Genomic DNA, 25,720 nt, shown 5'->3' with positions numbered 1-25,720 from the left:
ATAGTTTGTACACTATACAAAAGCTCTAAGGAACTTGTTGAATGAAAAAATTCAGGAAATAACAAACATTACTTAGCAAGTACTTTCAGTTTAAAAGAAGGTATAGTTTTTACATTAGTAAATACAGACGCAGCTGAGAATTTGAACACTAAAACGAACATACGCACAAAAACCAAAATCACAAACTCGTTACTAAATAAGCAATTTGTTTAGTAAGGTAATAATATAAACTGATACTATATGTTTTTATATAACCTGATTACCATATGACTAATATTGATTTGTAATTTATTTCATATTAAAATGGTGAGTAATATTAATAAATAAAAACTATTTACAATATGGAGTGCAAATTAATGGTCTCAACACGGAAACAAGAATTAGAACAGATGCGTAATGCTAGAAGAATACAAATTTTAGATGTTGCATTGGAGTTGGCCTTAGAAAAGGGATTAATGGATATCACTATTGTGGATATCGTTAATAAAGCAAAAATTAGTAGAGTTACCCTTTACAAATACTATAAATCCATTCATGAAATTTTATTTAATATTCAAATCCGAATCTTAACAGAGTTACTAGAAGCTGAAAAAGAAGAAGTACAAAACGGAACTAACGCTTTCGAAAAGATGGAATCTATGTTTAAATTTATTAGTCATCAATATCAAACAAACTCCTCCCAATTCCGCTTCATAGGCTTGTTTGATCAATTGTATTCTAAATCGTATCCTACACCAGAGTTAGAAGAAAAATATACATCTATTACAGGGCAAGCTTTATTCACATTACAAGAATTAATCGAAGAAGGAATACAAGATGGTTCATTCCGTAAAGATATAGATCCTCGATTACTTGCCTTAACCATTACCCATATCTTATTGGGTACCTTATATCGAATGGCTACGAGAAGTGATGTGTATGAAAAAGAAAGTATTGACTGCTCTGATGAACTGTTACAAACTTTAATTAACTTTTTAATTACTTCTGTTTCTCACAGATAACTATCTAGGCTTCTTCACATTTAGAAAAGCTATTTATATTTTAGGTTGAAGGTCTAACTAATTATCTATTGATAAATAAGTATAAAAAAGAAGTTCTACTCAATATAGATAGAACTTCTTTTCACTTTACTTCACATATACGGAGTTCTCACTTATTCATTCCACATCGTGTTTAAAAACATGAGAAACTCATCTTCATTTACAGGTTTACTGTAATAATAGCCCTGAATTAAATAGCATGCATTTTGTTGTAACACTGTTAACTGTCCCTTCGTTTCCACCCCTTCTGCTATCACTTTCATATTTAAAGTATGCGCTAGTGAAACAATGGTTTGTATAATTTCATCTCCATCAGTAGAAGTTTCGATCCTATTAACAAATTCTCTCGGAATTTTCAAAGTATCAATTGGATACAGTGGCAGATACGCTAATGAAGAATAACCTGTACCAAAATCGTCAATTGATAAATGTACACCATATGATTTTAATGCTTTTAACTTCGATAAAGTTTCTTTTTCATCTACCATTGCTATTCGCTCTGTTAATTCCAAATCAATAGAACTAGCAGGTACTCCTATTTCTTCTATGGTCGATATAATTATTTGGACAAAGTCTTTCTGTTCAAACTCTATAGCTGATAAATTTATCCCCATCTTTAGATTTGAATAGCCCGCAGAATGCCATTCTTTCAGCTGTCGACACGCTTTCTGTAATGTCCATTTCCCAATTGAAATAATCTGCGACGTTTCTTCTGCGATAGGTATAAACTCAAAAGGAGAAATCAGCCCGAGCTCTGGATGTTGCCAACGTAGTAAAGCCTCTGAACCAATAACCTTACCTGCCTTACTATCAATCTGTGGTTGATACAATAAAAACAACTCATTATTTTCAATTGCATTTGGTAAATCCTGTTCTAATCGTAATCGACGGGTTATTTTTCGAGATAATGTCTCGTCATACATACAAACAGCATTGTTACCTTTTTCCTTTGCACTATACATAGCAATATCAGCATGTTGTAAAAGTGTAGTAGTATTTATTCCTCCAAACGGATACACTGCTATTCCTATACTAAGAGATAAGTAAAAACTATGCTGATTTACTACAAATGGTTCTTCAGTTATACGAAATAAAGTTTCACACAAATCCAATAGCTGTTGCTCTGTTTGGTTATGGATAATGATCGCAAACTCATCTCCCCCTATTCTTGCTAGAGGAATAGTCGGTGACAGACATGTCCTAAAACGGTTGGCAACTTCTTTTAAAACCCTGTCACCAATCGAATGACCCAGTGTATCATTAATAGTCTTAAAGCGATTCAAATCAATATACAAGAGCCCAAGCTCATCCTGTGTTTTTTGTGCACGCTTAATAGATTTTTCTAATTCCTGCTGGAAGAATATACGATTTCCAATCTCCGTCACCGTATCATGGAATGCAAGATAATTTATCTCATCCTGCTGTTGTTTCATCCTCGTTATGTCTTTTACCATTACATAACTCCCAAAGGTTTGTCCTTCTATCATAATAGGAACTATAGTGACATACCAAAAGAGTATATCCTTCTCATTGTTATTTTTCACACGTAACTGTAACGAAGATGAACTACATCGTTTTCCTTTCTTTATAGCCGATTCCAATTCAGATTTATCCTCATCTAAAAAAATAGAGAAGCACTCTTTCCCTATTAATACAGCACTGTCTTTTCCTAATAACATACTTCCAGCCTGGTTTATATTTAATACGGTACCATTTGAATCAATCGTTAATATAGGATCCGGATGATACTCATATAGTGACTTAAATCTCTCTTGATTTTTTACCAAATCATTAGATTTGTTTATTAAATCCATTGTTCTTTGAGATACTGTTTGTTCTAATTGATTATTAAACACTTTTAATGTTTCAGTTAAATCTTTGTTTTGCATTCGTACGATTGTATGACGAATCAGTACAAATACAAAAGCAATACAATTTCCCATAATCAGTGTAGATGAAGAAGTTTGCTCTTTCAAAGTAAAGCCAATTAAAACTGTAACTGCAAGATAAGGGAAAATGACAAGAATTTTCTTTCCAAATGTCGGATTAATAATAAAATAATTTCTTTTAGAAGATGCATTCTTTGGAATTGTAGCAGCAATAGCGATAAATAATAGGAAAACTCTATACAAACACCTTAATAATATAACTGAACGATCTGATAAATCGTCTTGTAAATAAAAATACAAGTAGTCCGTAATAGCCAATCCGGTTAATACTAGGATAAAAATAAACAATTTACTTTTTGTATTGAAAATAGCTGGTCGAAAGATTAGGGTAACTCCAAGTAATAGAAGCAATAAATCTAAAATCGGAAAAATAAATGAGAGAAAAACATCTCCAATTGATAAAAATAAGATATTTGCAGAAGGTTTATTAAATAGGTACCACTCTAATGTAAAAATAGCAGTAACAACAATACATAAATCACAAAGTAAATACGCTTTCTCCCACTTGTTACATTCCATCATGATTTTATAAAAGAACGCAAAGAGAAAGAAGAATAAGAAAAACAACAAAAATACATCAGAGATATTAAAATTTTGTATTGGCAATTCCACATTAAGTACTTGAAAAGCGGATATGAAATTCCCTATCAAGAAACACCCTATTGCAATAATAATGCAAACCCAGAATACTTCTAACTTAATTTTTCTAGCTAATATAGAATACAGTAATGAGATAAACACAGTAGTTTCAATGACTAAAGATGATAGTCGGATATTAAAATCTGATACGAAATAATGATTCGGAAAAACAAATAAAAATATAAAGCAAAAGCTTATATAAGCTATTAAAGCCAATATCAATACATAAAATTGCACATATGCATGTTTACGCAATGGACTCACCTTCTTGAGTTTTTTCTATACTTTTATTAAAAAATGTCTTGATAGTGGCACAACTCCTACTAATTAAAATGTGTGCCACCTATTATCCATATTATGACCTTTTTAAAAGATTTCTTTCTACATACAACAGTCTTGTTAATTTTTTGTATATGTTTACAATTTTTAATACCGAGGATTCCAAAAAGGATAAGTTGAAAAATGTAGTTTTTTAAGTGTTGTGCATAGTAAATTTGGATGGTACAACTTAACTACTCTTTAAATATGAGATAGAATATAATCCTCTATTGGATTATATTTAGTTGCTAACTATCACACTTAAAAGAAATGAAAATATACTATCATTAACATGGAAATTCGAATTAATTTACGAAACTAACTGTAACTATTATAGTTACAACTAAGATTGATGTCAATTTCAAATCTCTCCCCTTTTAATGGACAAAAGGCATGAAATATTGAACAATAATACGATATTTATAAAAAGAAGGTAATGTTTTATTTCCTTACTCAAAGAATTATAAATGATTTAGGATTAGGTGAAGCTGATTCTGATATTGCATCTCAAAAAAGAATGTTACTTTAAAAATAGAATTATGAAAGGAATGATGGATGAATAATGATTAACTAATTTATATTTTAAGTTGAATTTTATAACTTCAAACTACAAAATATAGGGTTAGTCTATCCATTTTTAAAATTCAGTTCATACTTTATTTGTCATGATTCAAATAATTAATAAGTACTTATTAATTATAGACGAAAGACTAATCTCTCCGATTACAAATTGGGGGATTTTTTTATTCCCGTTTTATGTTAGTTGAAACTTATTAATTGTTACATACACCTAACAAATAAAGGAGCGAAAAAAATGAGTACTTCAGACACTATTATTACACATGTAATGCTCTATATAAGTCGTTAATATCCATCAAACTTATATAGAGGAATTAAAAAATGGATGGATGTTCCTCCTTTATATGAAACGTTTCGATATATAAAGGAGGAATTATTATGTCAATGATAAAAGTCCAAGACTTAACTTTTTCATACCCACGTAGCTTTGATACTATTTTTGAAGGTGTAAACTTCCAAATAGATACGGATTGGAAACTGAGATTTATCGGTAGAAACGGACGAGGTAAAACGACATTCTTTAATTTATTGTTAGGGAATTATGAGTATAGTGGGAAAATCCTTGCTTCAGTAGAATTCAATTACTTCCCCTATCCTGTTGCAGATAAGAACAAACTTACTCATGAAATCCTTGAAGAAATTTGTCCCCAAGCAGAAGATCGGGAATTTCTACGTGAAATATTCTATAAAAAGCTCATTTATATATATGGGACGAACCACTAAATTTTATAGATATCTATTCGCGTATGCAGATTGAAGAGCTTATTCAACAATTTAATCCCACAATGGTTATTGTTGAGCATGATAAGGTATTTCAACAAACAGTTGCAACAAAAACTATATCTATGTAGCTCAAAGCGAACACTTGAAAATATAATCAGTACATCGAATCATTAACTGAAAAATACTTTGATAAAATGATGAAAAAGGCCTAGTTTCTCTATAATACATTGAGAAATTAGGCCTTTTAATAAGAAAAGTAGGATTCTTAAACATTAAATACAGTTTAACTTTTCAATTCTATTTTCACAGATTCATATATTCTTCTAAAGTCAGGTTTTTCTTATATATATTTTCAGCAATATGTCCTACATAGCGAATATGCCAAGGTTCATATGCATAACCTGTAATACTTTCCTTCCCCTTAGAATAACGAATGATAAATCCTGCACGATGCGCATTTTCTTTCAACCATTTGCCTTCCTTCGTGTTCGCAAACGCTAGCTCTAGTTCATTATTTGCACTTTTAGATGAAACGTCCATCGTTAATCCTGTTTGATGTTCACTATGTCCAGGCTTTGCCGAGAAACGATCCGTATGCTCTTGTCCTTTCTTTTTAACATTGTTGGCATACAGAGTTTTTTGATATTCATAGGAACGAAACCCTGAAACAGCATTCAACTGGATCCCCTCTTGCTTAGCTAGAAGGAATAACTTTTCTAGCGCTTCAGCTGCTTCTTTACGCAGATAACTCTTTTCTACCGTTCCACTAAATGAGAATGGTACATTCGGTACTACTAAATCCTTTGGCTTATAGTCTTCGGGCAATCCATATTCCTTATTTACTACAGCCTGTATACTAGCAAAAGAACTTGCTATCTTATTTGAAGTCCCATTTTGCTTACTATTATTCTCATTATTTATGGAGTTTTCACGAGTTTCATAATTTGTCTTTTCTGGTTCTTTACCAATAGATTGATTGGTGTAAACGATAAAGACACCTAGTATCACAATCATACAAGTGAAAATCCCTACTAATTTAATTCTCATTATTCATTTCCTTCCTAACACGCTTACTGTTTCTCGTTCATCATACTTGAACCATATCAAATCCATATTAATTTGACGTGAACTTTTCTTCATACAGTATTCCTTACTAAAATGACAGTATATCTTCCTATTTCTTTGCCACTCTTAAGATTCCAATATATAAAATCCATTCTATTCCTACATATAGAAAAACAATCTGAAAATTTGTATAATAAGATGAAAAGTGTAGCATTCTATTATAGAAAGGTCTTGGTATGATGCTAGGTATTCATGTAAAAAAAACAAAGGAAGAGTTAATTATTTCATGGCAGTTGGCGAAGGTTACGATTCCATTAGGTGATGTGATTGAGGTTATCGAAGATTCTACCTATGCTGGCGTTGAAGAATCAAATGTGATTCGTATTGGAACAGCATATGGTACAACGGATCGTATTTTAATTAAAACGGTAAAACAAAATTATGTATTATTTACTACGAATAAATTTTCGATTTTAAATGCTATTCACGCTTAAAATCGAATGTCCAAACTGACTCAAACAAAATCCGAGTTAAGTTCAAAAATGAAAGGTCTTCTAATTATTAGAAGACCTTCTTTGTAAAAATGATATAGTTATTATGCGTTTCTACGTTTGATAAATAATACAGTTCCAAGAGCTAATAATAAAAGGCCAACGCCCATTGAGATCCACATGGATAAATCTCCACCTGTAACTGGTAATATTCCTGATTTTAATGTCTTTTCTGCTTTTTGTTGTTCTGGTGTTGGAATGCTTTTATCTGGATGCGGCTGATCTGGTTTTGGTTGATTAGGTTTTGGTTGTTCCGGTTTTACTTCTTTAAATTTCACTGTTTGCCCCTTATCTTCGATGTCAACATGTATAGCTACCAAGACATTATCTTGATACAATTCTTCAAACACTACCACTTCTTTACCTTGTAATGCAGAAGCATTAAATGTGAAATCTAGTGTGATAGAACCATTTTTTTCTTTTGCTGTAAATTTAGATTCTACTGTTACTTCTTTACCATCAACTACTAATGGTTTTTTTGTTGCTTTATCCATTAGTTTGCCTTTTACAACGTACTCTTTACCTACGATTAAGTCTTTGTATTCCACTTTATCTTGGATTGTTACAGATTTAGAAGCATCTAACTCTTTAGAACCATCAGCTTTGTTTGTAGCTGTCGTTTTAATAGAAGGCTCTACAAATTGAACTGTTTGACCTACATCGTTAATGTCAGCGTGAGTTGCTATTACTTGACCTTCATGTAACAAGTCTTCAAACACGACTACTTCTCTTCCTTGCTGCTCAGCACCAACGAAAATAAAGTCTAATGTTACAAAACCATTCTTTTCTTTTGCAATAAATTTAGTCTCAGCTGTTACTTCTTTACCACCAATTAATAATGGTTCGTTAATAGCTTTGTTCATTAATTTCCCTTTTACAGTGTACTCTTTACCAACAACTAAGTTAGTATACTCCACTTTATCTTGGATAGTGATAGCATCCTTTGCATGAATCTCTTTTCCACCATCAGCTTTGTTTGTAGCAGTTGTTTTTACTAATGGCTTAACGAACTTAACTGTTTGACCTTTATCATTGATATCAGTATGTGTCGTAACAACTTTTCCGTCTTTCAGTAACTCTTCGAATACTACTACTTCCTTTTCTTCTAAACCAGTTGCATCAAAAGTGAAATCTAGTGTGATAGATCCGTTTGCTTCTTTTGATGTAAACTTAGTTTCAGCAGTTACTTCTTTACCATTTACAACTAATGGTTTATTAGTCTTTTTATCCATTAATTTACCTTTTAAAGTGTACTCTTTACCTACTTGTAGGTCTTTGTATTCCACTTTATCTTGGATTGTTACAGACTTAGAAGTGTGCATTTCTTTTGTGTCATCAGTTTTATCAGTAGCTGTTGTTTTTATTGAAGGAATCTTTTCATCTTTGACAATATGTTTAATGATTTGACCATTCTCTTTGATCTCAAAAGAGAACGTTTCTTCATTCAATACATAACCTTTTGGTGCAACAGTTTCTTTATATGTGTATTTTCCAAATGGTAACTTTTCAAACTTCGCGATACCTTTATCGTCTGTTTTTCCTTTTACTACTTCTTTTCCTGCTTCATTATAAATAGTAAACTCTGCATTTGGAAGTTTGTTGTTTCCATCAGCTACATCAACTTTTGTAATTTCTAGATCACCTTTGATAAGATGATTAACTGCTAATAACTCAATAATTTTCCCATGTTCCTTTATTTCGAACACAATTGGTTCTTTAATAAGAACATAACCATTTGGAGAAGCCTTTTCTACAAATGAATATTTACCATATGCTAAATTTTTGACGTTAACTTCACCATTTTTATCTGTCTTATATTCACCAATAACTTTCCCACTTGCATCTTTTAACTCGAATACTGCACCTTCTAATTTTTTGCTGATATCTTCATTATCTACTTTAAGTAATTTTACACTACCTTTTACTTCGGTATTTTCCACTGTAAAAGTAAGTGTTTTATTGTGCTCTTTAATTTCAAAAGGATACTTTGTTTTATTTTCAATATATCCATTAAGTGTTTTTGTCTCTAAGAAATAATACTTACCATACGTAAGACCTTCAACGTTTGCAATTCCATTTTCTTTTGTTACTACTTTTTTCACTTCTTTTCCATCTTCAGTGAAGACTGTGAATTCAACATTTGGTAAAACCTTTCCTGAATCACTAAGTTTTTTAATTTCGATGTTACCTTTTACTTTATTGTTTACTACTTGAACAGCTCCTGTTTCCCCTGTTTTAACTTCAATAGTTTGTGGTTTATCACCTGAAACATAACCTGTTGGTGCTTTAATTTCTTTTACTGTATATGTACCAATTTGTAGGTTATTTAATTCTGCAGTACCATCAGCACCAGTCGTGATTTTTCCAACTGATTCATTATTTGCATTAAAGACTTCAAATACTGCACCAGCTAGAACTTCCCCATTTTCTCCAACCTTTTTAATTTTTAAAGAACCAGTTGCTTCCCAATTTACTGCAAGATCACCACTAAGCTTTTCTTCATTTCTTTCTAATAATACTGTAGCATTCTGAACAGTATCCGTGCCGCGGTAAGCAATTGCTTGAACTTTAGTTAAATTAGCAGCAACACTTAAATTAAATTCACCTGTTTTTGTGTTCTTAGGAATTTGGATACGGAATTTTTCCCCAACTGAAAGCTGATCTCTCACTTCACCATTTTCACTAACAATTTTAACTCCATTAGGGGCATTTTTCGCTACTACCTTATAAGAACCACTCTTAGCATTTGTTTGCACTGTGTATAGATTCGTTTCAAAGAACTCACCCTTTAATTCTGCTTTTTGCTTTTCAGCAGGAATCACATTCATAAAAATATCTTGCGTCTCTTCACTATTATTAGCATTACTAATAATAGCCTTAGCTGCTTTTTCAACATTTTTATTCTCATGTTTTAATTCATTTACATCAAGTTGTCCTAATGCATTCCAGACCGCAAGCTGAGTTGCATAATGCGCTTCATTTTTATTAGCTACTCCCAGCTGTTCAGTACTTTTTTGTGGGAAACCATTTAATAAGACCTTATATACTACATTATCTGTTTTCCCCATTTCAGGAAGATCTTCACCATTTGGTGATTTTAATCCAAGAGTTAAGCAATAAGCAATTTGACCACTTGAATTTTTAATAATTTCAGTTCGAATGTACTTACCTAGACTATTACTATAACTCCAGTCCATTGAATATTTTTCATGCGTCATAACTTCTGCACTAGCCCTTGGTAAAAACACATTAAGGAATAATGCCAGTACTGATAATAATGTAAAAACTCTTATAATAACTCTCTTACTCAATTCTGAAACCTCCCTAAAATAAATTTATCTGAGTATATATCGCAATATCTAAAACATTCACGAGCAACCCGATTATCATTATAAAACAACAAATTACAAATATTAAACAAAATTGGCTAAATAGTCATAAAATTTACACATTTTAATATTTTTCAAGTTTTTAAATGAGTTTACTATATACAGATTCCAAAACACGACTGCAATTAACCAGATAAATATGTATGTTAAATATGTAACTAGTAGTTCTTTTGTTCAAGTTAGTAATCTTCTATTTTATCCAACCATTACTGTAAGAAAATCCACCCAATTGCTTTTACCTAATAAATAAAAAAAGGCATCAAAAGTTTCGCTTTGTAATCATATATTTTGGCATATTTAATTATCTTTAAAAGAGGCCACTATTTAAATTACTAGTTTACTTCTTTCCATTTTATTTATAAATATGTACAATTTGTTCAACAAAAAAAGTTCCCTATTTTATATGAGGAAACTTTTTACGTAGTATGAACCTAAAAACCTAAAATCCCTATAATCTGGCGGGCCTTAGCATTATCAATATAATAATGCATCTCTAATCCTCGTCTTTCTGCACGGAGTACGGTTCCCTTTAATTTTGATAGATGCTGTGAAACAGTGGATTGCGGGAGTTTTAATATTTTCGTTAACTGTGTAACATTACACATTTTATGGTGCATTAATTCATTTACAATTTGTAATCGAACGGGATGTGCCATTACCTTTAATACATCTACATCTTCTTCACTGATTTTAACTCGATTTCTATTAGATAGTAATGTTGTCATTTCACATTCTCCTTTATTATTTATTTCTATTTTCCTATTATCCTTATAAGTAGTACTTATAGATGATTACCATTTGTCCTGTTGAGAAAATATATTCTCTTTATTAAATAAAAAAAAGACCCCTATCCTGAAAAACAGTAATTACTACTTCATTGAATTAATGTCCTCTAATTTTCAGCCAAACTATATTTTAGAAAGATTATTTCATAGTCTATTACATGATTTTGAGCAAGGTTTAACATACTTTGTTAAGCGAAAAATCTATAAGAAATCTTCCTTCATTTCGCCTTATACAACTTATACTATTTATTTCTCAACACAAATAAACGAAATTAAATTCCCAATAACGATACCTTCAGCTGTTAATTCTCATTCCTTTGTGAAAGTCCCTCTCTTTAATAACAGGGACTTTTAACTTTCCCCAATTAAAAAATAGCCTTTTCATTTCATTTTCTTGTTACCTCGAATAATATGTACCCCTCTTTTAATCTATTAATTCCTTATTACACTCCTCCATTTAGATATAAGGGGAACTTCTCATTCAAAGAATAAATTATGCAACATTGCATTTGATAACCATTTTAATTGTAACTATAATGATTACAGGGTTGCTATTAATCCAAATATTCTACATGGAGGTTTTATTATGTTCAAAAAAATTATTGTATCTTCTATGGCGCTTACTATGTTCGGTGGAGCTACAACTATGCTAGAGGCACCTACTGCTCAAGCAGCTTCTTATAACTCAACATCATCCTCTTACTTTGATGTCACTCCTGAAGAGGCCGCGGCTTTCTATCAATCTCAAGACTATAAAAAATTAAAAGTATTTATGGATGACTTTGAAGCTAGAAATCCTTATACTCCTGGTGGGGGCTACGCTCAAGGTAGTGTACGTATGCAAAAATTCAACGATGCTCTTAGAAATGCTAAATTAACAAATGTCTACCAAGAATTTATTAGAATCTCATACTACAATCATTATCCAGAACCAAAATAATAACAACGAATAAAATATTTATTATTTCTATAACTTAGCCTAATTTTAAATGTATAGCCTAAAAATAATGATTAGAAACCACTCCTATAAGAGTGGTTTTTCTATTTCCCAATATAATTTAGCTGCATGTTAAGTCACCTTTATTTTGAAATCTTTCATAATGGATATTCTCTCGTTTACACAAACTAGTAGATTAGCGAAGAAAATATCAAAATGTCTTTATAAGTGGTTGGAAGTAATTCTTTTCTGTTTCATAACAAAAAACGAGCACCCTCTCACAATTACATAAGGATGCTCGTTTTTACTTTTATGGGGGACTCTCGGGTCAATATCATCTCTTTCCAGAAGGTAAAAATTAAATCAGCTCATAAACAAGTTTTTTTAAATTTAATTCATAGATCTTACTGCAACTTGGAATTGTCCCTTAGAACCATCATCATTTGAAACGTAAATTTTATATGTTCCAATCGGTAATGGAGATAAAGCATTCCGTACATTTGTAACATTAATTTGTTGTTCTCCAGGTTTTATATAACCACCAACAATTAACTCCGTATTTGGGCCTTTTACACTATACCCCATTGTATTTTGGCCATTATTTTTCATAAAGAAGCTTAAATCAGTACTCCCATTATATACAAAAGAAGTGACAGCCTCTCCACTATAATCCATTGTTTGAGTTAATAATATGTCTGCAGGAACGTGTTCAACTATATTAATTGCATCATTCGTTTTGTGCACTTCTTCAGCATAAGTATTATTCCCTAACACACCAAGTGTTAATGCCGAAATCACTCCACAACTAAGCACTAGTTTATTTAACTTCATTTTAAAGTTCCCCCTTGATGTTTGTATTCTATTACCATCATACATTCTTTTTTAAGTGCGTTTTTATGTAATAATTCATATCCTTAAATATACATATAATAACTTTACGTATTAATATTTATTGAGTAACTCACATAGATAAAGCTACAGTATTATGTTTTATAAAAAAGAACATGTTAATTTCAAAGGTTTTTTCACACAAAATGTATACGATTCATTACCACAATACTCGAGTGAACAGTGTTTTCATTTCATATAAATTATATGAATAAAAAAATTTTAAATTTTCACTTTGTAATTCGGTAAATTCCATGTTAATATAACGAAAGCTACAAAACAATGGTCGTCATATATATTGTTTTCACAGAATATTCACACTCAGAAACCCATTATTTTACCAGTAATTCAATCCCAATTTTATCTATACAAAAGTTATTTTCTAATTTCATATGTACATAAATTCAAGTAGATTTTTTATCTATTATTTTTTCTATCTTCCTCATCAATTCTAATACGAGTAATATAATAACATTTTTTCAAGTACCCTTCCTTTTTTAGATAGAAAGTCTACTAATACTAAACATCTAGGTCCAACTTATACATAATCCTACTTACAAACTATCGGAGATGCAAAACTATGGGAATTTCTACTCTCTTATTAAATACCTTTATTATAATAATTTGTATCCTTAGCTATCACGTATTTTGGCTAGAATTTAGAGAAAAAATAACATGTAATAATATGTTAATTTCTACTCTCTCCTCTATTGCTATTATTTTTTGTATGACTTTTCCTTTTCATTTACATGCTGGCTTTATTTATGATTTACGTTTTATTCCTATCATATTAGTTTTTCTGTATGGAAATACAAAAAACATTGTTCTTATAGGAATTTTATATCTTTCTTATCGCTTTTACTTAGGTGGAAATGGCGTTCTTCCATCATTTATTATCTTTACAATTATTTCTGGTATAACAATGCTCTTCCGTTACTTATTACCTATGCATTTTAAAGAAAAAAAGATATTATTAAGCTTACTCCTTATTTTAGTATGTACAGCTTCACTTTCTATCTGCGGTATTGTAACTCAAATAAATACAGGAGGTAAAATAGACGCTACTCTCATAGAATTTTTATTAAATTATATAATCATTAATATTTTCACATTATTATTATCAGTTTATTTAATAGAGGGAATGATTGAGAAATATAAAATGAAAGAAAAACTGCAACGGGCTGAAAAATTTTATATAGTTAGCGAACTAGCGGCGTCAATTGCACACGAAATCCACAATCCACTAACCACGGTTCATGGATTCACTCAATTATTAAATGAAAAACATGCCTCTAAGCTATCTCAGGATCAGTACTTAGAAATCATGTTAATTGAAATGCAGCAAATACAATCTACTATCAATAACTATTTATCTTTAACCAAACCAAAGAACACCCTAAAAGAGAAAATAGATATTAATTACATATTAAATCAGGTGAAAGAAACTATTTCACCACTCGCTCTATCATACAAAGTTGACATAAAACAAAATAGTACAGATTCCTTTTATATAAATGGGGACCCCGAAAAATTCAGACTCTGTCTAAACAACATCATACAAAACGGAATTGAGGCTATGAAAAATGGTGGAGTATTACAAATAAATATACAAAAAATAAAAGGTAATATTATAGTTGATATTATTGATTCAGGTGTTGGAATGTCATCTCAACAAATAAAACGAATTGCTTTGCCGTTTTATTCAACAACAGAAAAAGGGACTGGACTTGGTACTATGATTGCTTACAGTATTATTAAAGAATTAAACGGAGATATAGAGATAGAGAGTGAATTAGGTAAAGGGACACGCTTTTCTATTAGTATCCCCTGCTAATGTAATGAAAGTTATTTAGATGATAAAAATTTTCTACTTAACTTTTTAAATAAATGAATTTTAAAAATCCCGCTACCTTACGTATCAATTATCTTACTTTCAAATAATAAGGATCAGAGTTTATCTGTAAAAACAGATAAACTCTGATCCTTTAATTAAACGTACTTAAAATTCACTACTTTTCTTACATTTTGATGAACTAATAATTTATCGATTTCATCTCATTTACTGTTCAGATTTGTTTAATTTAAATATAAGATCTCTCGACACTTAATCTGTTAATGCCATTAGAGTCATTGTCTACAGTTGTTTTTTCATTAAAAGCATAGATCTTTTTGCTATTCATCGAAAAAACAATTTCCCTTTTACTACTTCACTTCTACCGTATAATTCCCTGTTCCCCCACCATACTGATACACATGTAAATAATATTTCCCTGGATACGTATAGTAGCTACCTACTAGTTGATTTCCTTGTTGCTGGGCATACGTAACATAATTATTTAAATCTGCTTCTGAATAAAGAACCCAGTTTACTCCAATATTATTTTCTTTCGTTACATTGATTTGAAGGTTTTTAGCTGTTTCTACATTTATTTCAAAGAAATCACTTGTATCACCATTTCCTAAACTAGCACGTAAAATTTGATTCAACTGCAGTTTATTTGCGGTTTGGAATGAATTGTTTGGCTCTTTTTCTACACTGTTATCTTCTTTCTTTTTAACTGTCACACTCGTTGTAGCAGTATTAGTTGCTCCCTTATCGTCTGTTACTGTTAATTTCGCTGTATATGTTCCTTCTTTTGTATAAATGTGCGTTGAGTTTTGTTCATTACTTACAGTACCGTCTCCAAACTCCCATTTATAAGAAGCGATTTTTCCATCTTCATCTTTTGAACCATCGCTTTTAAAAGAGATTGCTTCGTTCACATTTCCGCTATACGGACCATTTATAACTGCGACCGGCGCTTTATTCACAGCTCCTTCTTCTGTATTCATACCATGGAACACAACGTCATACTCAAATTGTCCTGATGCATTCACACGATAATTCACAAAATAAGCTGTTACTGTTTTATAGCCTGTCCATTCTTTTGTACTTAAACGTTTTAACGTATCATTCACCTTTTGTGTAATTGTTTTCCAGTCTTCATATTCTCCTTTTGCAGCAGTACCTGTATATGTTCCTTGTAGTGTAAATGTATTAAAGAACTGTGATTTATTTTTCTTTACAGATACATTTTTTACATTTGCTTCCGCCGTAATTTCTGCTGCAATATCTGAAACTGGTTTCGATGCGTGCGTTGCTAAATAATCCTCTGATACTAACGGAACATTATATTTATCACGATTATCAACTAACATTTGCATATAGTCTTGATACTCTTTATTTAAATTCGTATCTTTACTTAACGCAGAGCGATATGCATCATATGCTGTCACATCATTTTTCCTAATAAGGTCATGAACTTTATCAAACATATCATACCTCTTATTGTACATGTACGATTGTAAAGCGAAGGAATAATTATAGAAATCCCACGTTCCATACTTTGCATTTAACGTTCGCTCGGCCGTATAACGCTCTGCTGGATTTGAAGATAATCCTCCTATAATGCTCTTTCTCGGTACAACATTATCCGTTCTCGTTGCTCCTGCAAAAAATTCAGCATTTCCTTCTTCAAACCAAGATAATCTTTCATTTTCATACATCTTACCTTGTCCCCATAGTCCTGGCACTTCATATCTACCTTGTAAATAATGCGTGAACTCATGTCGGAATAACTCTTCTAAACTATAAATACTTTCTTGTGGTGTACGTTCATAAGTAAAGAATGTACCTGTTCCTTCTATATAAAGACCACCATTATTCGTTTCATACCCGTACAATTGACGATTAAATTGATATTCTGCTGGACTATTATAAATAACCATCGTCAATACATCATCTGGATTCCCTTTTTCTAATGGCTGGTCACTTTCAACGGTACGATGGAATTGTGCCTTCACTTCTTTCGCTGCCCAATATAGACGTTTTACTTTTTCCTCAGTCACTTTATCTCCAGCTTTTAAAACAATTGCACCATCATCAAACGTATACGTTTTCGGTAAATATTTTTTCTTACCATCTTCTCGTATTTGATCTAAATTAACCATATTTCCATTTGCATCTTTTCCGCCATAATTTGTCGCGATTTGCTCAGCTGCTACGAAATATTGCTCCCCTAAGTACGGGTATATATTCATCGCATCTGTTACAACTTGTAACCCTTTCGTCCCTGTACTATGGAACGTACCGAGTCTACCTGTATAATAAATGCCATTGTTAATAAGCCATCCGTTTTTCGCTGTAATCGTTCCCATTAATGCAAAACGACTTAGCTCATTAATATAACTATCTATTTTCTGATACCATACTGTATCTTTCGGTACTTTTCTCGTATCGTACAAATATGATTGAATATCGTAATCCACACCTTGCATAATATCGTAAATCGCATTTCCAGCTGAAAGATTATCTACCAATGTAGAAAAACTATCATTATATTGTTTAAAAATCTTCGCAGCCGATGTTATCGTTTCCACATCACTCGAAGCGTTTCCTATTAATTTTCCGTATGATGATACAACTCTATTTTGTTCTAATGTACCGAGCTTAAAATTCGGGTTGCTCGCAATCGTTTTTAATGCAGGTAAGCATTTATCATGATAGCTTCGTTCATTCAGTTTACTTAATTCTGTATTATAAAATCCTAAATAAAACCCGGATCGCAATACCTCTACTAATGTCTCAATCCCTTTTGAATCATCTTGCGTATAAGTTTGCCCTTGCTGCTTTAATTTATCAATAATCGCCTGCATCCTACTATCATTTTGATAGAATGCTAGACTGTCTTTATTAAACTGAAATAACCCCGTAATTTGCTCCCAGTCGATTGTTACAAGTAAATCTACTAATTGCTGATTGCTTAATTGATTTAATTCAGCAATTGTATAAGTTTTCGCTACAGCTAATTGTTTACTTTCTTTTTTGACTTCTGGCGGTCTTTGCGATAAATCAGCAAATTGTAGCCTTTTTTCAAAAGACTTATTTTCTAGCACTTTTGATGAATGAGCTAATTCTTGCACTGGCAATTGTACACCAACTGGCTCCATTTTGAGCACATTTCGATAAGAAACTTGCTCTTCCTTAGTATTTTCCGCCGATATGCTCCCTTGAAAACTCCCTAACAGTAAACTAGCAAAACTTACCCCTACTAAAACTTTTTTTGAATAGCCTTTCATACTCTCCCCTACCTTACATTTTTTAGTTTCCTACACTAATATCTTACTATTCTGACTTTTTGTTCTGTATTGAGAAAAAATAAGGTAACGTTCACATATGTATCCATTCATAGTAAAATTAACGCTTGACTCTCCATGCGATTTGTGTCAAAAAAGGATAGATAATAGCGAAATTTCTGCTACATCTAACCTCTTTTTCAACGCTATGAATTTAACTTTACAAATGTTATTTCTGGTAATGTTTGTATATATTGAATGAATGCATTCTTTTCTTCAGGTGATATATTTTTCAGCTGCATTCCTACCTTATAAACTACACCTGTATCTTGCTGTAAAGATTCCACTTCATATGAAAGTATTGGAATACCTTTCATATGAAGCTTCTCTAATATTTGTTGTATCGTTTCATGTTTATTCATACAAATTTGCACTGCTATATTTTGCGGAAATAAAAATCGCACTTTAAAAATACGACTTACAATCTCTAACCCAATTAAAACGAGAATCGTAGCTCCAATCCCTACTACATACATACCCGCTCCAATTGCTAATCCAATTCCTGCTGTAGCCCATAAACCAGCCGCTGTAGTTAATCCTTTCACTACCTGTTTTTGAATAATAATTGTACCTGCACCTAAAAAACCTACTCCACTAACAACTTGCGCTGCAATACGACTTGGATCAAGGGACATATGATTTTCAAACATAATATCTGAAAAGGCATATTTCGAAACAACCATTAGTAAAGCGCTCCCTACCGCTACGAGGAAATGAGTCTTTAATCCAGCTTCTTTTGATCGAATTTCCCTTTCAATACCAATCATTGCTCCTAATAAACCAGCAATACCAATTCGTAAAATAAAATCAATATGTAAGCTCACGAACACTTCCCCCTTTCATTCATTATAGATGGATAAAACAAAAATTATCACACACATCCATTTATCGATATAAAAACATTCCATCAAAATTCACTTACTATTCCAACTCTTTTATGCTAATATTTTAAATATTAGCATAAACAAGATAACCTATTTCTCATAAAAAAAAAACCTTTAAGTTCAACACCTTACTTATCTTCAGTTAAAAATTGCATATGAAGTGCAAGAAATGAGGTTGAGAAAGTCGGAAAACGCTTTCATTTTCTACCTTGATTTTTGTGAAATAAAACATAAATAAAAGGAGCTTACTAGCAATGAATGTCTTTTTGATTACACCTACTACTGATTTACAAGAAGAATACTTAGATTTTTATAACGAATGGAAAGATAGCGGTGAAACGATGATTCCGTGGGTTATTTCAAAGGCCCCTTCTAACTTTCCGGCTATGATTCAAGAATTACTCGATGCACATAACGGAGTAAACCTTCCTGAATCTTGGGTACCAGACTCTACGTATTGGCTCGTTACAGATGAAAATAAAATTGTAGGAGTTGTTAATATACGTCATAGTTTAAACGAACATTTATTTAACGCTGGAGGTCATATCGGTTATGGCATTCGCCCTTCTGAAAGAAGAAAAGGTTATGCTACGAAGTTATTAGAGTTATCGCTAGAAAAAACGAAGGAATTAAACATCGAGAAAGTACTTGTCGTTTGTGACGAAGTGAATACAGGATCAGAAAAAACAATCTTACATAACGGCGGGCTTCGTGATGATGATTTCATTGAGGAAGATGGAAATATTGTAAGAAGGTATTGGATTGAACTATGAATAATTAAAAACAAGCCAGAAAGTGATTACACACTTTCTGGCTTGTTTTATGCTACTTCTATTTCAAACTGTACTGTAATACCACTTGGATCTACTACTGTAAATCCATTTGTAGTTTCATTTATTTCATGTTGTTTTTCTATTAATCTTTCTTTCACTTCATCTAACGCTTCTTTATGCGGTAGTACAATCGTATATACCTTTAGTCCAGTTGCATGTGTTGGTGGGTGCGGATTATTTACTCCGTTCCACGTATTTGCACCGATATGGTGATGATAGCCTCCTGCCGAAATAAATAAGCAATCCTCTTCACGCTGCTGTACCTCAAAGCCTACCGTCTTTACATAAAACTCATGTGACTTTTCTACATCAGCTATTCGTAAATGTACGTGTCCAACGACAGTATCAGCAGGTAAACCAGCAAACTCATAATCAACGAGCGTTGCCAATGCTTTTAAATCAAGCGGCGTACTTCCTCCTGGTCCTTCTCCCCATTGATCGCGCGGGCGGTCTGCATATATTTCAATTCCATTACCCTCTAAGTCTTGTAAATAAAACGCTTCGCTATACGTATGATCACTTGCACTATTAAACCTTGAAATTGGTAAAATTTCATTTGAATATGTATAACGCCCTTCTTGTTCAGCCGGGCTATCAATTACATTCTTATTACGAAGAACCCCAAATAGTGCCGAAGCAAAAGCTTCACGAGTCGGAACTAAAAAAGCAACATGATATATACCAGTCGTACGTGGTTCTTGTAGTGCCCCATCCTCCAACTTTTCAAGAACAAGCAGCGTATTCTTACCACCCTTTCCAGATAAATACGCTTTATTCCCCTCTTGTTTAATTACTTCTAAGCCTACTACATTCTCATAAAAAGCAATTTGACGTTCTAAATCTTTCACTTTAAATGCAACATGACCAATACGTGTTTTCGGATGAATTTGTACCATGGATAACTCCATCTCCTTATCCCAATATTTTTCCATTACATATAACCGTTACTATGAAGAATACAACCAAAATCACCCTATGTAAATAAGAAAAGTCAGAATTTATGCATATTTTTATTTTCTTAATAAAAAAGCCACCTCTTCTAACTTTCAGAAAAAGTGACTTTATAACTCTTATCTCATTTTATGTACTTCAGCAACTAACTTTCCGCCCTGAATGCCCATATAAAGCTTCACAGGTGCGTCGTTCGTATTTTCAAATACTAAGTCTAAGTATGGATATGCAATTGTAGCATCTCTTCCTTGTGGCACATAACCAACTGTTTTAGAATGCGTCGTTCTCTCTACCATTTTCAAACCAGCTTGATCTGCTGCATTGTATAAAGTCGAAGATGTTTGACAAACACCTCCACCATATCCATCTACTAATTTACCATCTACAATTTCTTTTCCTAATTGATATCCTTTATCTGGCGTTGTATCACCGATTAATGCATTAAAAGAGAAGCGGTCTCCTTTTGCTAATACAACTCCATCTATGCTCGCCGCTGACAAACGAATATTCTCAATACGGCCACCTGTTGATCCACCTAAATTCGTTTCATATCTACCAATTACCGTACCACTTCCTTGCGCATCACTTAATGTTGCCGTAGGCTTTTTCTCTGTGATTGGTAACTGATATGAAGAATCCCACATACCAACATTTAACAATTTATCTACTAATTCTTTTTCCATTAATTCATAAGAAGGTTTTCCTTCTTGCCAACTTCCATCAGGTGCTATACGTGATGGAACCATCTTTTTATCAACGGTTTTCCCAACCTCACTAGCAACCTTCGTTACCGATTTTTTAAATTTTGCTTCGTCTTCAAAATAGCCTAAACTAGACAAATCTATTTTTTTCACTTCAGTACCTGTTCGACTATCAACTAAACTAATAGAATCCTGCACTTCTGCTTTAGCCGCGACAGTGTGTCCACCAATATCACTTACTAATGCAACATCACTTACTTTTGTACCACAACCACTCACTACAGCTACGCATAGCACCCCAACTAAAATACCCTTTATTTTACGGAACAATATACTCTCTCCTTTTCCCCAACACTGCTTTTATGTATTATTTCATTTTTATGTATATTTTGTTACAATCATTTTACAATATGTTTATAAAATGTTACAAGTTATTTTTTACTCTATTTAAATTACTCTTTTCTTTTGTAAATGTCTATACATATTTTTATGAAAATGTAAGTTTAGCAAATTTGTAACCTTTATGTAACCTCTCCCCTTCTATCCATTATATACCATTAAATAAATGAAAAACAAATGTAACAACTCCCTGTTCTTATTTATAAAAGTAAATCACGTAAATATATTTAGGTATTTGCCGTGCCACTGCTCCGCTTTTACACATACAGTATCGTGTATTTAACCTATTTTAAAGAAATGGAGGACGTTTTTATGTATCCCTACAATCCATATGATCCATATAACCAATACGGTTATCAGCCTCAATATGATTTACAAGCACAATACCAACAATATATAGATCAAACAGAACAAGTTAATCCATATGACCAAAATAGACAATTTCAACTTCCAATCTCTTTCCCTGGTACTGGAAACCGTCAACTAGAACGACGAGTAAATGAGCTTGAGCAAAGAGTACGTCAATTAGAAAATACTGTTGAGCGCCATACACGTAGACTAAATCGCTTAAACCAACGTTTACGTACAGTAGAAAACAGACTTAACATTCCATTTGCAGCGCTAGAAGACGGATTTTAATTTTGAAAATAAAAAATATATAAGGAAGGGTCTTCCCTTCCTTATATAAATTGACGAAAGTTTTCTCCATCTCTATACTGATAAGAGTTAATGAAATGAAACAAGGTGATAAATATGGATTTTGAAATAAATTATCTTTCTTTTTATGTTGTACAAGTAGAAGGAAAAGGTGAAGCAGTTGATAAACGCTATAAACATTTTCAAACATTAGACGCTGAAGAATATGAAGATAGCTCTTTAAAAGAATTTTTGAATGGTGAATTATTAAAAATTTCAAAGCGAAAAGTAGAACGTCATGCCAAAACGGAACAAGCCCCAACAAAGATTGGGCGCTTTATTGTAGAAGAAGGGCACGAACTCGATTCAAACCCTCATTACAACCTATTTAATCGTATTCGTTTTGCAGAAACAAAAGAAAACTTCAAAGATATGAGCGAGCCTCTCGTTTATACATATCTTGACACAAGCGCTGTTCGTGGTGGTGTATTTTTAATTGCTCAAGCAAAACTACGTAAATACTTTGATGACCCGTTCGTATTCGTTATGAAATGTGACTTTGAACCGAAAGTTGCCTCTATTTCAGATGAATCAACGCTTATTCGTAACGTTGAAATGGCCATCACAACGAAGAATATGAAATCTATCCAATATCCGTACATGCCTGAAGAAGGTATGGTTGAAGTAGGCGAACTAAAAATACACCAAGCATCACATGCCCGCTACTTCGAGGACTTCTTAAAATTCGTCGAATACGAACGCTCTATGCCTGAAATTATGAAAACACAAGTAATGGACATGGTATACGACCAAATTGAAGATGTATTTGAAGAAGGTACTGAAGAACGCGAACAATTCGACCAAGCAATGGAAGTATGGGCTGCCAGTCCGAAGCGGGAGATTATGGAACAATTTTCAACCGAAGAAGTAATGGAAGCTACCGCTCAAATCGTCGAGCACGCCCCAGAAGTGGAATTAAAGCTAAAAGCAGATCATATCTCTGTGAAGGCCCTGCTTGCTGATTTCGGAGATCAAATACATATCGCGAAGGTAAATGACCGATACGTATTAATGATTGAGGCTGATACACTTACGTTTGAAAAAGGCTTCTCTCCTATTGAGTTTCTGAAGCCAGATGAGTTGCAAGATGTGATTGAGCGGATTGAGAATAAGCAACAGTTTTCATATGATCCGAACGGGGTTGAATAAAGAAAATCAAGTAACCAATAAACATGTTTTAAATAACAACTATGTGTCTACAAATGAGACCACACAATACTAAAAATTTCGATTCTAACATTGAATAAATGCTTCCCTATAACTATTTTTTTACTGAGCGCTATTAACAAAGCGCTCTTTTATTTTGGACTTACTTGACGTTTACTTTAAAAACCGATTCTACTAAGAATCGGTTTCTCTGCTTTATAACAAGATGTGCTTATTTATTAAATTTTTTTGATTTAAGATAAAATTTGTTGCAGTATCTAAATAAATTCGTTCCTTGTTGTACAAACATATTTCCAGTTGAAATATCCTTTTCAATATGTTCTTGTATACAACGTACTACAATTTTTTCACTTTTTACTAATAGACCCAGTCCTTCTATAAGTTTTTGATGTTTTTCCTTATAGTCACTATGTATGTTATTAAAATAAAAATTTCACTTTACTACCTCAAATTTATTGTACTCGTAAAAAGATAATTGAAAACGATATTCTGGATGCTCTCTCACCCAATCGTAGGCTTCTTCTAAAATATCCATTTTATTTTGTAGGTCATTAAGTTCACTGCATTCGTCCCTTCTCTGTTTGCACAGAGGGCAGAACCCATTCACTATCGTGGCACTCATCGCACAAATAGTTTTATTTTCTAAGTCAACTAATATATGAAGAATAAGAGAATGTTCTGCTGTTGTAGTCACCATCATTTCAGCAATCCTATCCTCATTCCAAAAGACACCGTTTAATTCCATCTTTACGTTAATATCTTTGATATCCAAATTTATCATCATCGCATCTCCCATATATATAACGCTTATCTTACTCTTCAATTTTAATCTTTAATCCACCGCGGTTTAAAGATATATTAAGCTTTTTCTAACTCCTTTTTACTATAAGAGGAAGTGTAATAAAAATAAAAAGTGATGTGAATATAATATAAAAAATAAAACAGTTAAAATGTTAAAGATTGCTTCCATTTAACTGTACCCTCTTTCATTTTTATGAGCTCTTATTTTATTAATATATTTTAAAATTCTTACGACGCCTTAATTTTCAAAGCAATTATAATAGCCAAATTACAACAACAAATTGATTCCTAATTAAATTTGAATACTTTACTCATCCGTCAATACGATGACTTTAAATTTATATAGCTAGAAATGGAGGAGAATGTCACCTAGACTGTGCATTCTCCTCCATCTCAGCCAAATATTTAAGCTGCCGCTCCGCTTTTCTCACCGCTGTAGGGAAATGTTTTTTCAGAAGTTCTACTGTATTTTCACTTATATAATACCTTTCCGTTATACTTTCCCACGTTTCACTACTTTCAAATGTACTCCACACAAATGGTCGTTCTGCATGTTTCTTCAGTTCTTTAAACACCCATTTTCGCATCTTTTTTTTCGCTTTTTCTGTTAGTTTTCCGTTCTTTACAAGTTCAAGCTCACCATGTCTCTTGTATCGCTTATTAATATCTCTCTCGCTATATATTTTAAGAAGTATATTTGCTGTATTCTCAGCATCTGCTAAAGCGCGGTGCTGCTTTCCTTCCCACGTTAAACCGAGTTGTTCTACTGCAGATTGTAAACTTGGTGTATGCTCAAATAATTCTTCATACGCTTGGAAAACAAATTTTTGCAAATCAAATCTACTGTCTTTTTCCATACACGGGCATTCTAGGCCATGTAATGTACAATCATGAGATAGAAAATGATAATCTTCTTTTCCCCATGAAATAAATACAGAATCTTCTCCAATGAACTGAATAAATTTCTCTATAATTTGAGGGAATTTCTCTACACCAATTAAATCTTTTTTTGTAATTCCCGTTAATTTTGTCGTATGACGAGTAAGTCGTGCACCCGGTTTTACTAACTCCGAAAATTCTCCAATTACCTTCATTGTACTTGCTTCTATTTTTACAGCTCCGATATCAACTATCTCTGACGGATCTTCTGATTTATACGGTCTAAAATTTCTCTCTATATCAAACACAATAAAATGTGTAGCGTTTTTCAATTTATTTACCTCTTTCTAAAATCCTTTTCACACACATAC

At 32.3% G+C, this 25,720-nt stretch carries 19 protein-coding genes; 8 read left to right on the top strand and 11 right to left on the bottom strand.

What is annotated here, in order from left to right; genetic code table 11:
• The first annotated feature begins 356 nt into the window (after positions 1 to 356).
• A complete protein-coding gene (locus A6J74_RS27475; protein ID WP_000255295.1) occupies positions 357 to 1,001 on the top strand; it encodes a TetR/AcrR family transcriptional regulator in 645 nt (214 codons plus the stop codon).
• Between the two features lie 152 nt (positions 1,002 to 1,153).
• Here A6J74_RS27475 and A6J74_RS27470 read toward each other — a convergent pair whose 3' ends face one another.
• A complete protein-coding gene (locus A6J74_RS27470) occupies positions 1,154 to 3,883 on the bottom strand; it encodes a sensor domain-containing protein (protein WP_001225481.1) in 2,730 nt (909 codons plus the stop codon).
• Positions 3,884 to 4,903: 1,020 nt separating this feature from the next.
• On the opposite strand from A6J74_RS27470, the gene A6J74_RS27465 reads away from it, so the two are divergent.
• Positions 4,904 to 5,248 carry an ATP-binding cassette domain-containing protein gene (locus tag A6J74_RS27465; protein ID WP_002104930.1) on the top strand — a complete coding sequence of 115 codons (345 nt, stop codon included), beginning with the start codon at positions 4,904 to 4,906 and terminating at the stop codon, positions 5,246 to 5,248.
• A 303-nt stretch (positions 5,249 to 5,551) separates the two neighbouring features.
• On the opposite strand, the gene A6J74_RS27455 is transcribed toward A6J74_RS27465, so the two are convergent.
• On the bottom strand, positions 5,552 to 6,295 hold the full coding sequence (locus A6J74_RS27455) for a M15 family metallopeptidase (protein ID WP_001220647.1): 744 nt from the start codon (positions 6,293 to 6,295) through the stop codon (positions 5,552 to 5,554).
• Between the two features lie 257 nt (positions 6,296 to 6,552).
• Between A6J74_RS27455 and A6J74_RS27450 the strand changes: the two genes are divergently transcribed.
• Positions 6,553 to 6,807, top strand: coding sequence for a SunI/YnzG family protein (locus A6J74_RS27450; protein WP_002104927.1), 255 nt, complete (start codon positions 6,553 to 6,555; stop codon positions 6,805 to 6,807).
• Between the two features lie 101 nt (positions 6,808 to 6,908).
• Here the strand turns inward: A6J74_RS27450 and A6J74_RS27445 are convergent, their stop codons facing one another.
• Entirely contained in the window at positions 6,909 to 10,175 is a 3,267-nt protein-coding gene (locus A6J74_RS27445; RefSeq protein WP_000044813.1) for a VaFE repeat-containing surface-anchored protein, read from the bottom strand.
• Positions 10,176 to 10,684: 509 nt separating this feature from the next.
• Positions 10,685 to 10,978: an ArsR/SmtB family transcription factor gene (locus A6J74_RS27440; protein WP_000209596.1), complete on the bottom strand. Its 294-nt coding sequence runs from the start codon at positions 10,976 to 10,978 to the stop codon at positions 10,685 to 10,687.
• Positions 10,979 to 11,624: 646 nt separating this feature from the next.
• Between A6J74_RS27440 and A6J74_RS27435 the strand changes: the two genes are divergently transcribed.
• Entirely contained in the window at positions 11,625 to 11,978 is a 354-nt protein-coding gene (locus A6J74_RS27435) for a hypothetical protein (protein WP_000473492.1), read from the top strand.
• Positions 11,979 to 12,365: 387 nt separating this feature from the next.
• Here A6J74_RS27435 and A6J74_RS27430 read toward each other — a convergent pair whose 3' ends face one another.
• Entirely contained in the window at positions 12,366 to 12,806 is a 441-nt protein-coding gene (locus tag A6J74_RS27430; RefSeq protein ID WP_000773514.1) for a hypothetical protein, read from the bottom strand.
• 637 nt (positions 12,807 to 13,443) lie between these two features.
• Between A6J74_RS27430 and A6J74_RS27425 the strand changes: the two genes are divergently transcribed.
• Positions 13,444 to 14,697, top strand: a complete 1,254-nt coding sequence (locus tag A6J74_RS27425; RefSeq protein ID WP_000513031.1) for an ATP-binding protein — start codon at positions 13,444 to 13,446, stop codon at positions 14,695 to 14,697.
• 368 nt (positions 14,698 to 15,065) lie between these two features.
• Here A6J74_RS27425 and colA read toward each other — a convergent pair whose 3' ends face one another.
• On the bottom strand, positions 15,066 to 17,981 hold the full coding sequence (colA, locus tag A6J74_RS27420; RefSeq protein WP_000679545.1) for a collagenase ColA: 2,916 nt from the start codon (positions 17,979 to 17,981) through the stop codon (positions 15,066 to 15,068).
• Between the two features lie 203 nt (positions 17,982 to 18,184).
• Positions 18,185 to 18,862 carry an MgtC/SapB family protein gene (locus tag A6J74_RS27415; RefSeq protein WP_000052098.1) on the bottom strand — a complete coding sequence of 226 codons (678 nt, stop codon included), beginning with the start codon at positions 18,860 to 18,862 and terminating at the stop codon, positions 18,185 to 18,187.
• 314 nt (positions 18,863 to 19,176) lie between these two features.
• Between A6J74_RS27415 and A6J74_RS27410 the strand changes: the two genes are divergently transcribed.
• On the top strand, positions 19,177 to 19,695 hold the full coding sequence (locus A6J74_RS27410) for a GNAT family N-acetyltransferase (RefSeq protein ID WP_001100446.1): 519 nt from the start codon (positions 19,177 to 19,179) through the stop codon (positions 19,693 to 19,695).
• Between the two features lie 47 nt (positions 19,696 to 19,742).
• On the opposite strand, the gene A6J74_RS27405 is transcribed toward A6J74_RS27410, so the two are convergent.
• Both A6J74_RS27405 and A6J74_RS27400 read right to left on the bottom strand, forming a co-directional pair.
• Complete coding sequence (locus tag A6J74_RS27405) at positions 19,743 to 20,651, bottom strand: VOC family protein (RefSeq protein ID WP_000249862.1); 909 nt, start codon at positions 20,649 to 20,651, stop codon at positions 19,743 to 19,745.
• A 174-nt stretch (positions 20,652 to 20,825) separates the two neighbouring features.
• Positions 20,826 to 21,737, bottom strand: coding sequence for a VanW family protein (locus A6J74_RS27400; protein ID WP_000488649.1), 912 nt, complete (start codon positions 21,735 to 21,737; stop codon positions 20,826 to 20,828).
• A 381-nt stretch (positions 21,738 to 22,118) separates the two neighbouring features.
• Here A6J74_RS27400 and A6J74_RS27395 point away from each other — a divergent pair, with 381 nt between their 5' ends.
• Both A6J74_RS27395 and A6J74_RS27390 read left to right on the top strand, forming a co-directional pair.
• Entirely contained in the window at positions 22,119 to 22,445 is a 327-nt protein-coding gene (locus A6J74_RS27395; RefSeq protein WP_000283716.1) for a hypothetical protein, read from the top strand.
• A 114-nt stretch (positions 22,446 to 22,559) separates the two neighbouring features.
• Positions 22,560 to 23,651 carry a DUF3900 domain-containing protein gene (locus A6J74_RS27390; RefSeq protein WP_000345043.1) on the top strand — a complete coding sequence of 364 codons (1,092 nt, stop codon included), beginning with the start codon at positions 22,560 to 22,562 and terminating at the stop codon, positions 23,649 to 23,651.
• A gap of 451 nt (positions 23,652 to 24,102) precedes the next feature.
• On the opposite strand, the gene A6J74_RS27385 is transcribed toward A6J74_RS27390, so the two are convergent.
• On the bottom strand, positions 24,103 to 24,450 hold the full coding sequence (locus A6J74_RS27385; protein ID WP_000609017.1) for a hypothetical protein: 348 nt from the start codon (positions 24,448 to 24,450) through the stop codon (positions 24,103 to 24,105).
• 385 nt (positions 24,451 to 24,835) lie between these two features.
• Positions 24,836 to 25,681: an exonuclease gene (locus A6J74_RS27380; protein WP_000786410.1), complete on the bottom strand. Its 846-nt coding sequence runs from the start codon at positions 25,679 to 25,681 to the stop codon at positions 24,836 to 24,838.
• Between the last annotated feature and the right edge of the window lie 39 nt (positions 25,682 to 25,720).

The sequence above is a fragment of the Bacillus sp. FDAARGOS_235 genome, assembly GCF_002073415.2.
Classification (GTDB): domain Bacteria; phylum Bacillota; class Bacilli; order Bacillales; family Bacillaceae_G; genus Bacillus_A; species Bacillus_A toyonensis.
Note: the sequence above shows the minus strand (reverse complement) of the source record. Positions and strands in the feature narration are given on the sequence as shown.

What these genes read in the sequence shown, in the direction of transcription:
- A6J74_RS27475 (WP_000255295.1), top strand. Translation starts at nt 357, where the DNA reads ATGGTCTCAACACGGAAACAAGAATTAGAACAGATGCGTAATGCTAGA.
- A6J74_RS27465 (WP_002104930.1), top strand. Translation starts at nt 4,904, where the DNA reads ATGTCAATGATAAAAGTCCAAGACTTAACTTTTTCATACCCACGTAGC.
- A6J74_RS27455 (WP_001220647.1), bottom strand. Translation starts at nt 6,295, where the DNA reads ATGAGAATTAAATTAGTAGGGATTTTCACTTGTATGATTGTGATACTA.
- A6J74_RS27450 (WP_002104927.1), top strand. Translation starts at nt 6,553, where the DNA reads ATGCTAGGTATTCATGTAAAAAAAACAAAGGAAGAGTTAATTATTTCA.
- A6J74_RS27440 (WP_000209596.1), bottom strand. Translation starts at nt 10,978, where the DNA reads ATGACAACATTACTATCTAATAGAAATCGAGTTAAAATCAGTGAAGAA.
- A6J74_RS27435 (WP_000473492.1), top strand. Translation starts at nt 11,625, where the DNA reads ATGTTCAAAAAAATTATTGTATCTTCTATGGCGCTTACTATGTTCGGT.
- A6J74_RS27430 (WP_000773514.1), bottom strand. Translation starts at nt 12,806, where the DNA reads ATGAAGTTAAATAAACTAGTGCTTAGTTGTGGAGTGATTTCGGCATTA.
- A6J74_RS27425 (WP_000513031.1), top strand. Translation starts at nt 13,444, where the DNA reads ATGGGAATTTCTACTCTCTTATTAAATACCTTTATTATAATAATTTGT.
- colA (WP_000679545.1), bottom strand. Translation starts at nt 17,981, where the DNA reads ATGAAAGGCTATTCAAAAAAAGTTTTAGTAGGGGTAAGTTTTGCTAGT.
- A6J74_RS27410 (WP_001100446.1), top strand. Translation starts at nt 19,177, where the DNA reads ATGAATGTCTTTTTGATTACACCTACTACTGATTTACAAGAAGAATAC.
- A6J74_RS27405 (WP_000249862.1), bottom strand. Translation starts at nt 20,651, where the DNA reads ATGGTACAAATTCATCCGAAAACACGTATTGGTCATGTTGCATTTAAA.
- A6J74_RS27395 (WP_000283716.1), top strand. Translation starts at nt 22,119, where the DNA reads ATGTATCCCTACAATCCATATGATCCATATAACCAATACGGTTATCAG.
- A6J74_RS27390 (WP_000345043.1), top strand. Translation starts at nt 22,560, where the DNA reads ATGGATTTTGAAATAAATTATCTTTCTTTTTATGTTGTACAAGTAGAA.
- A6J74_RS27385 (WP_000609017.1), bottom strand. Translation starts at nt 24,450, where the DNA reads ATGATAAATTTGGATATCAAAGATATTAACGTAAAGATGGAATTAAAC.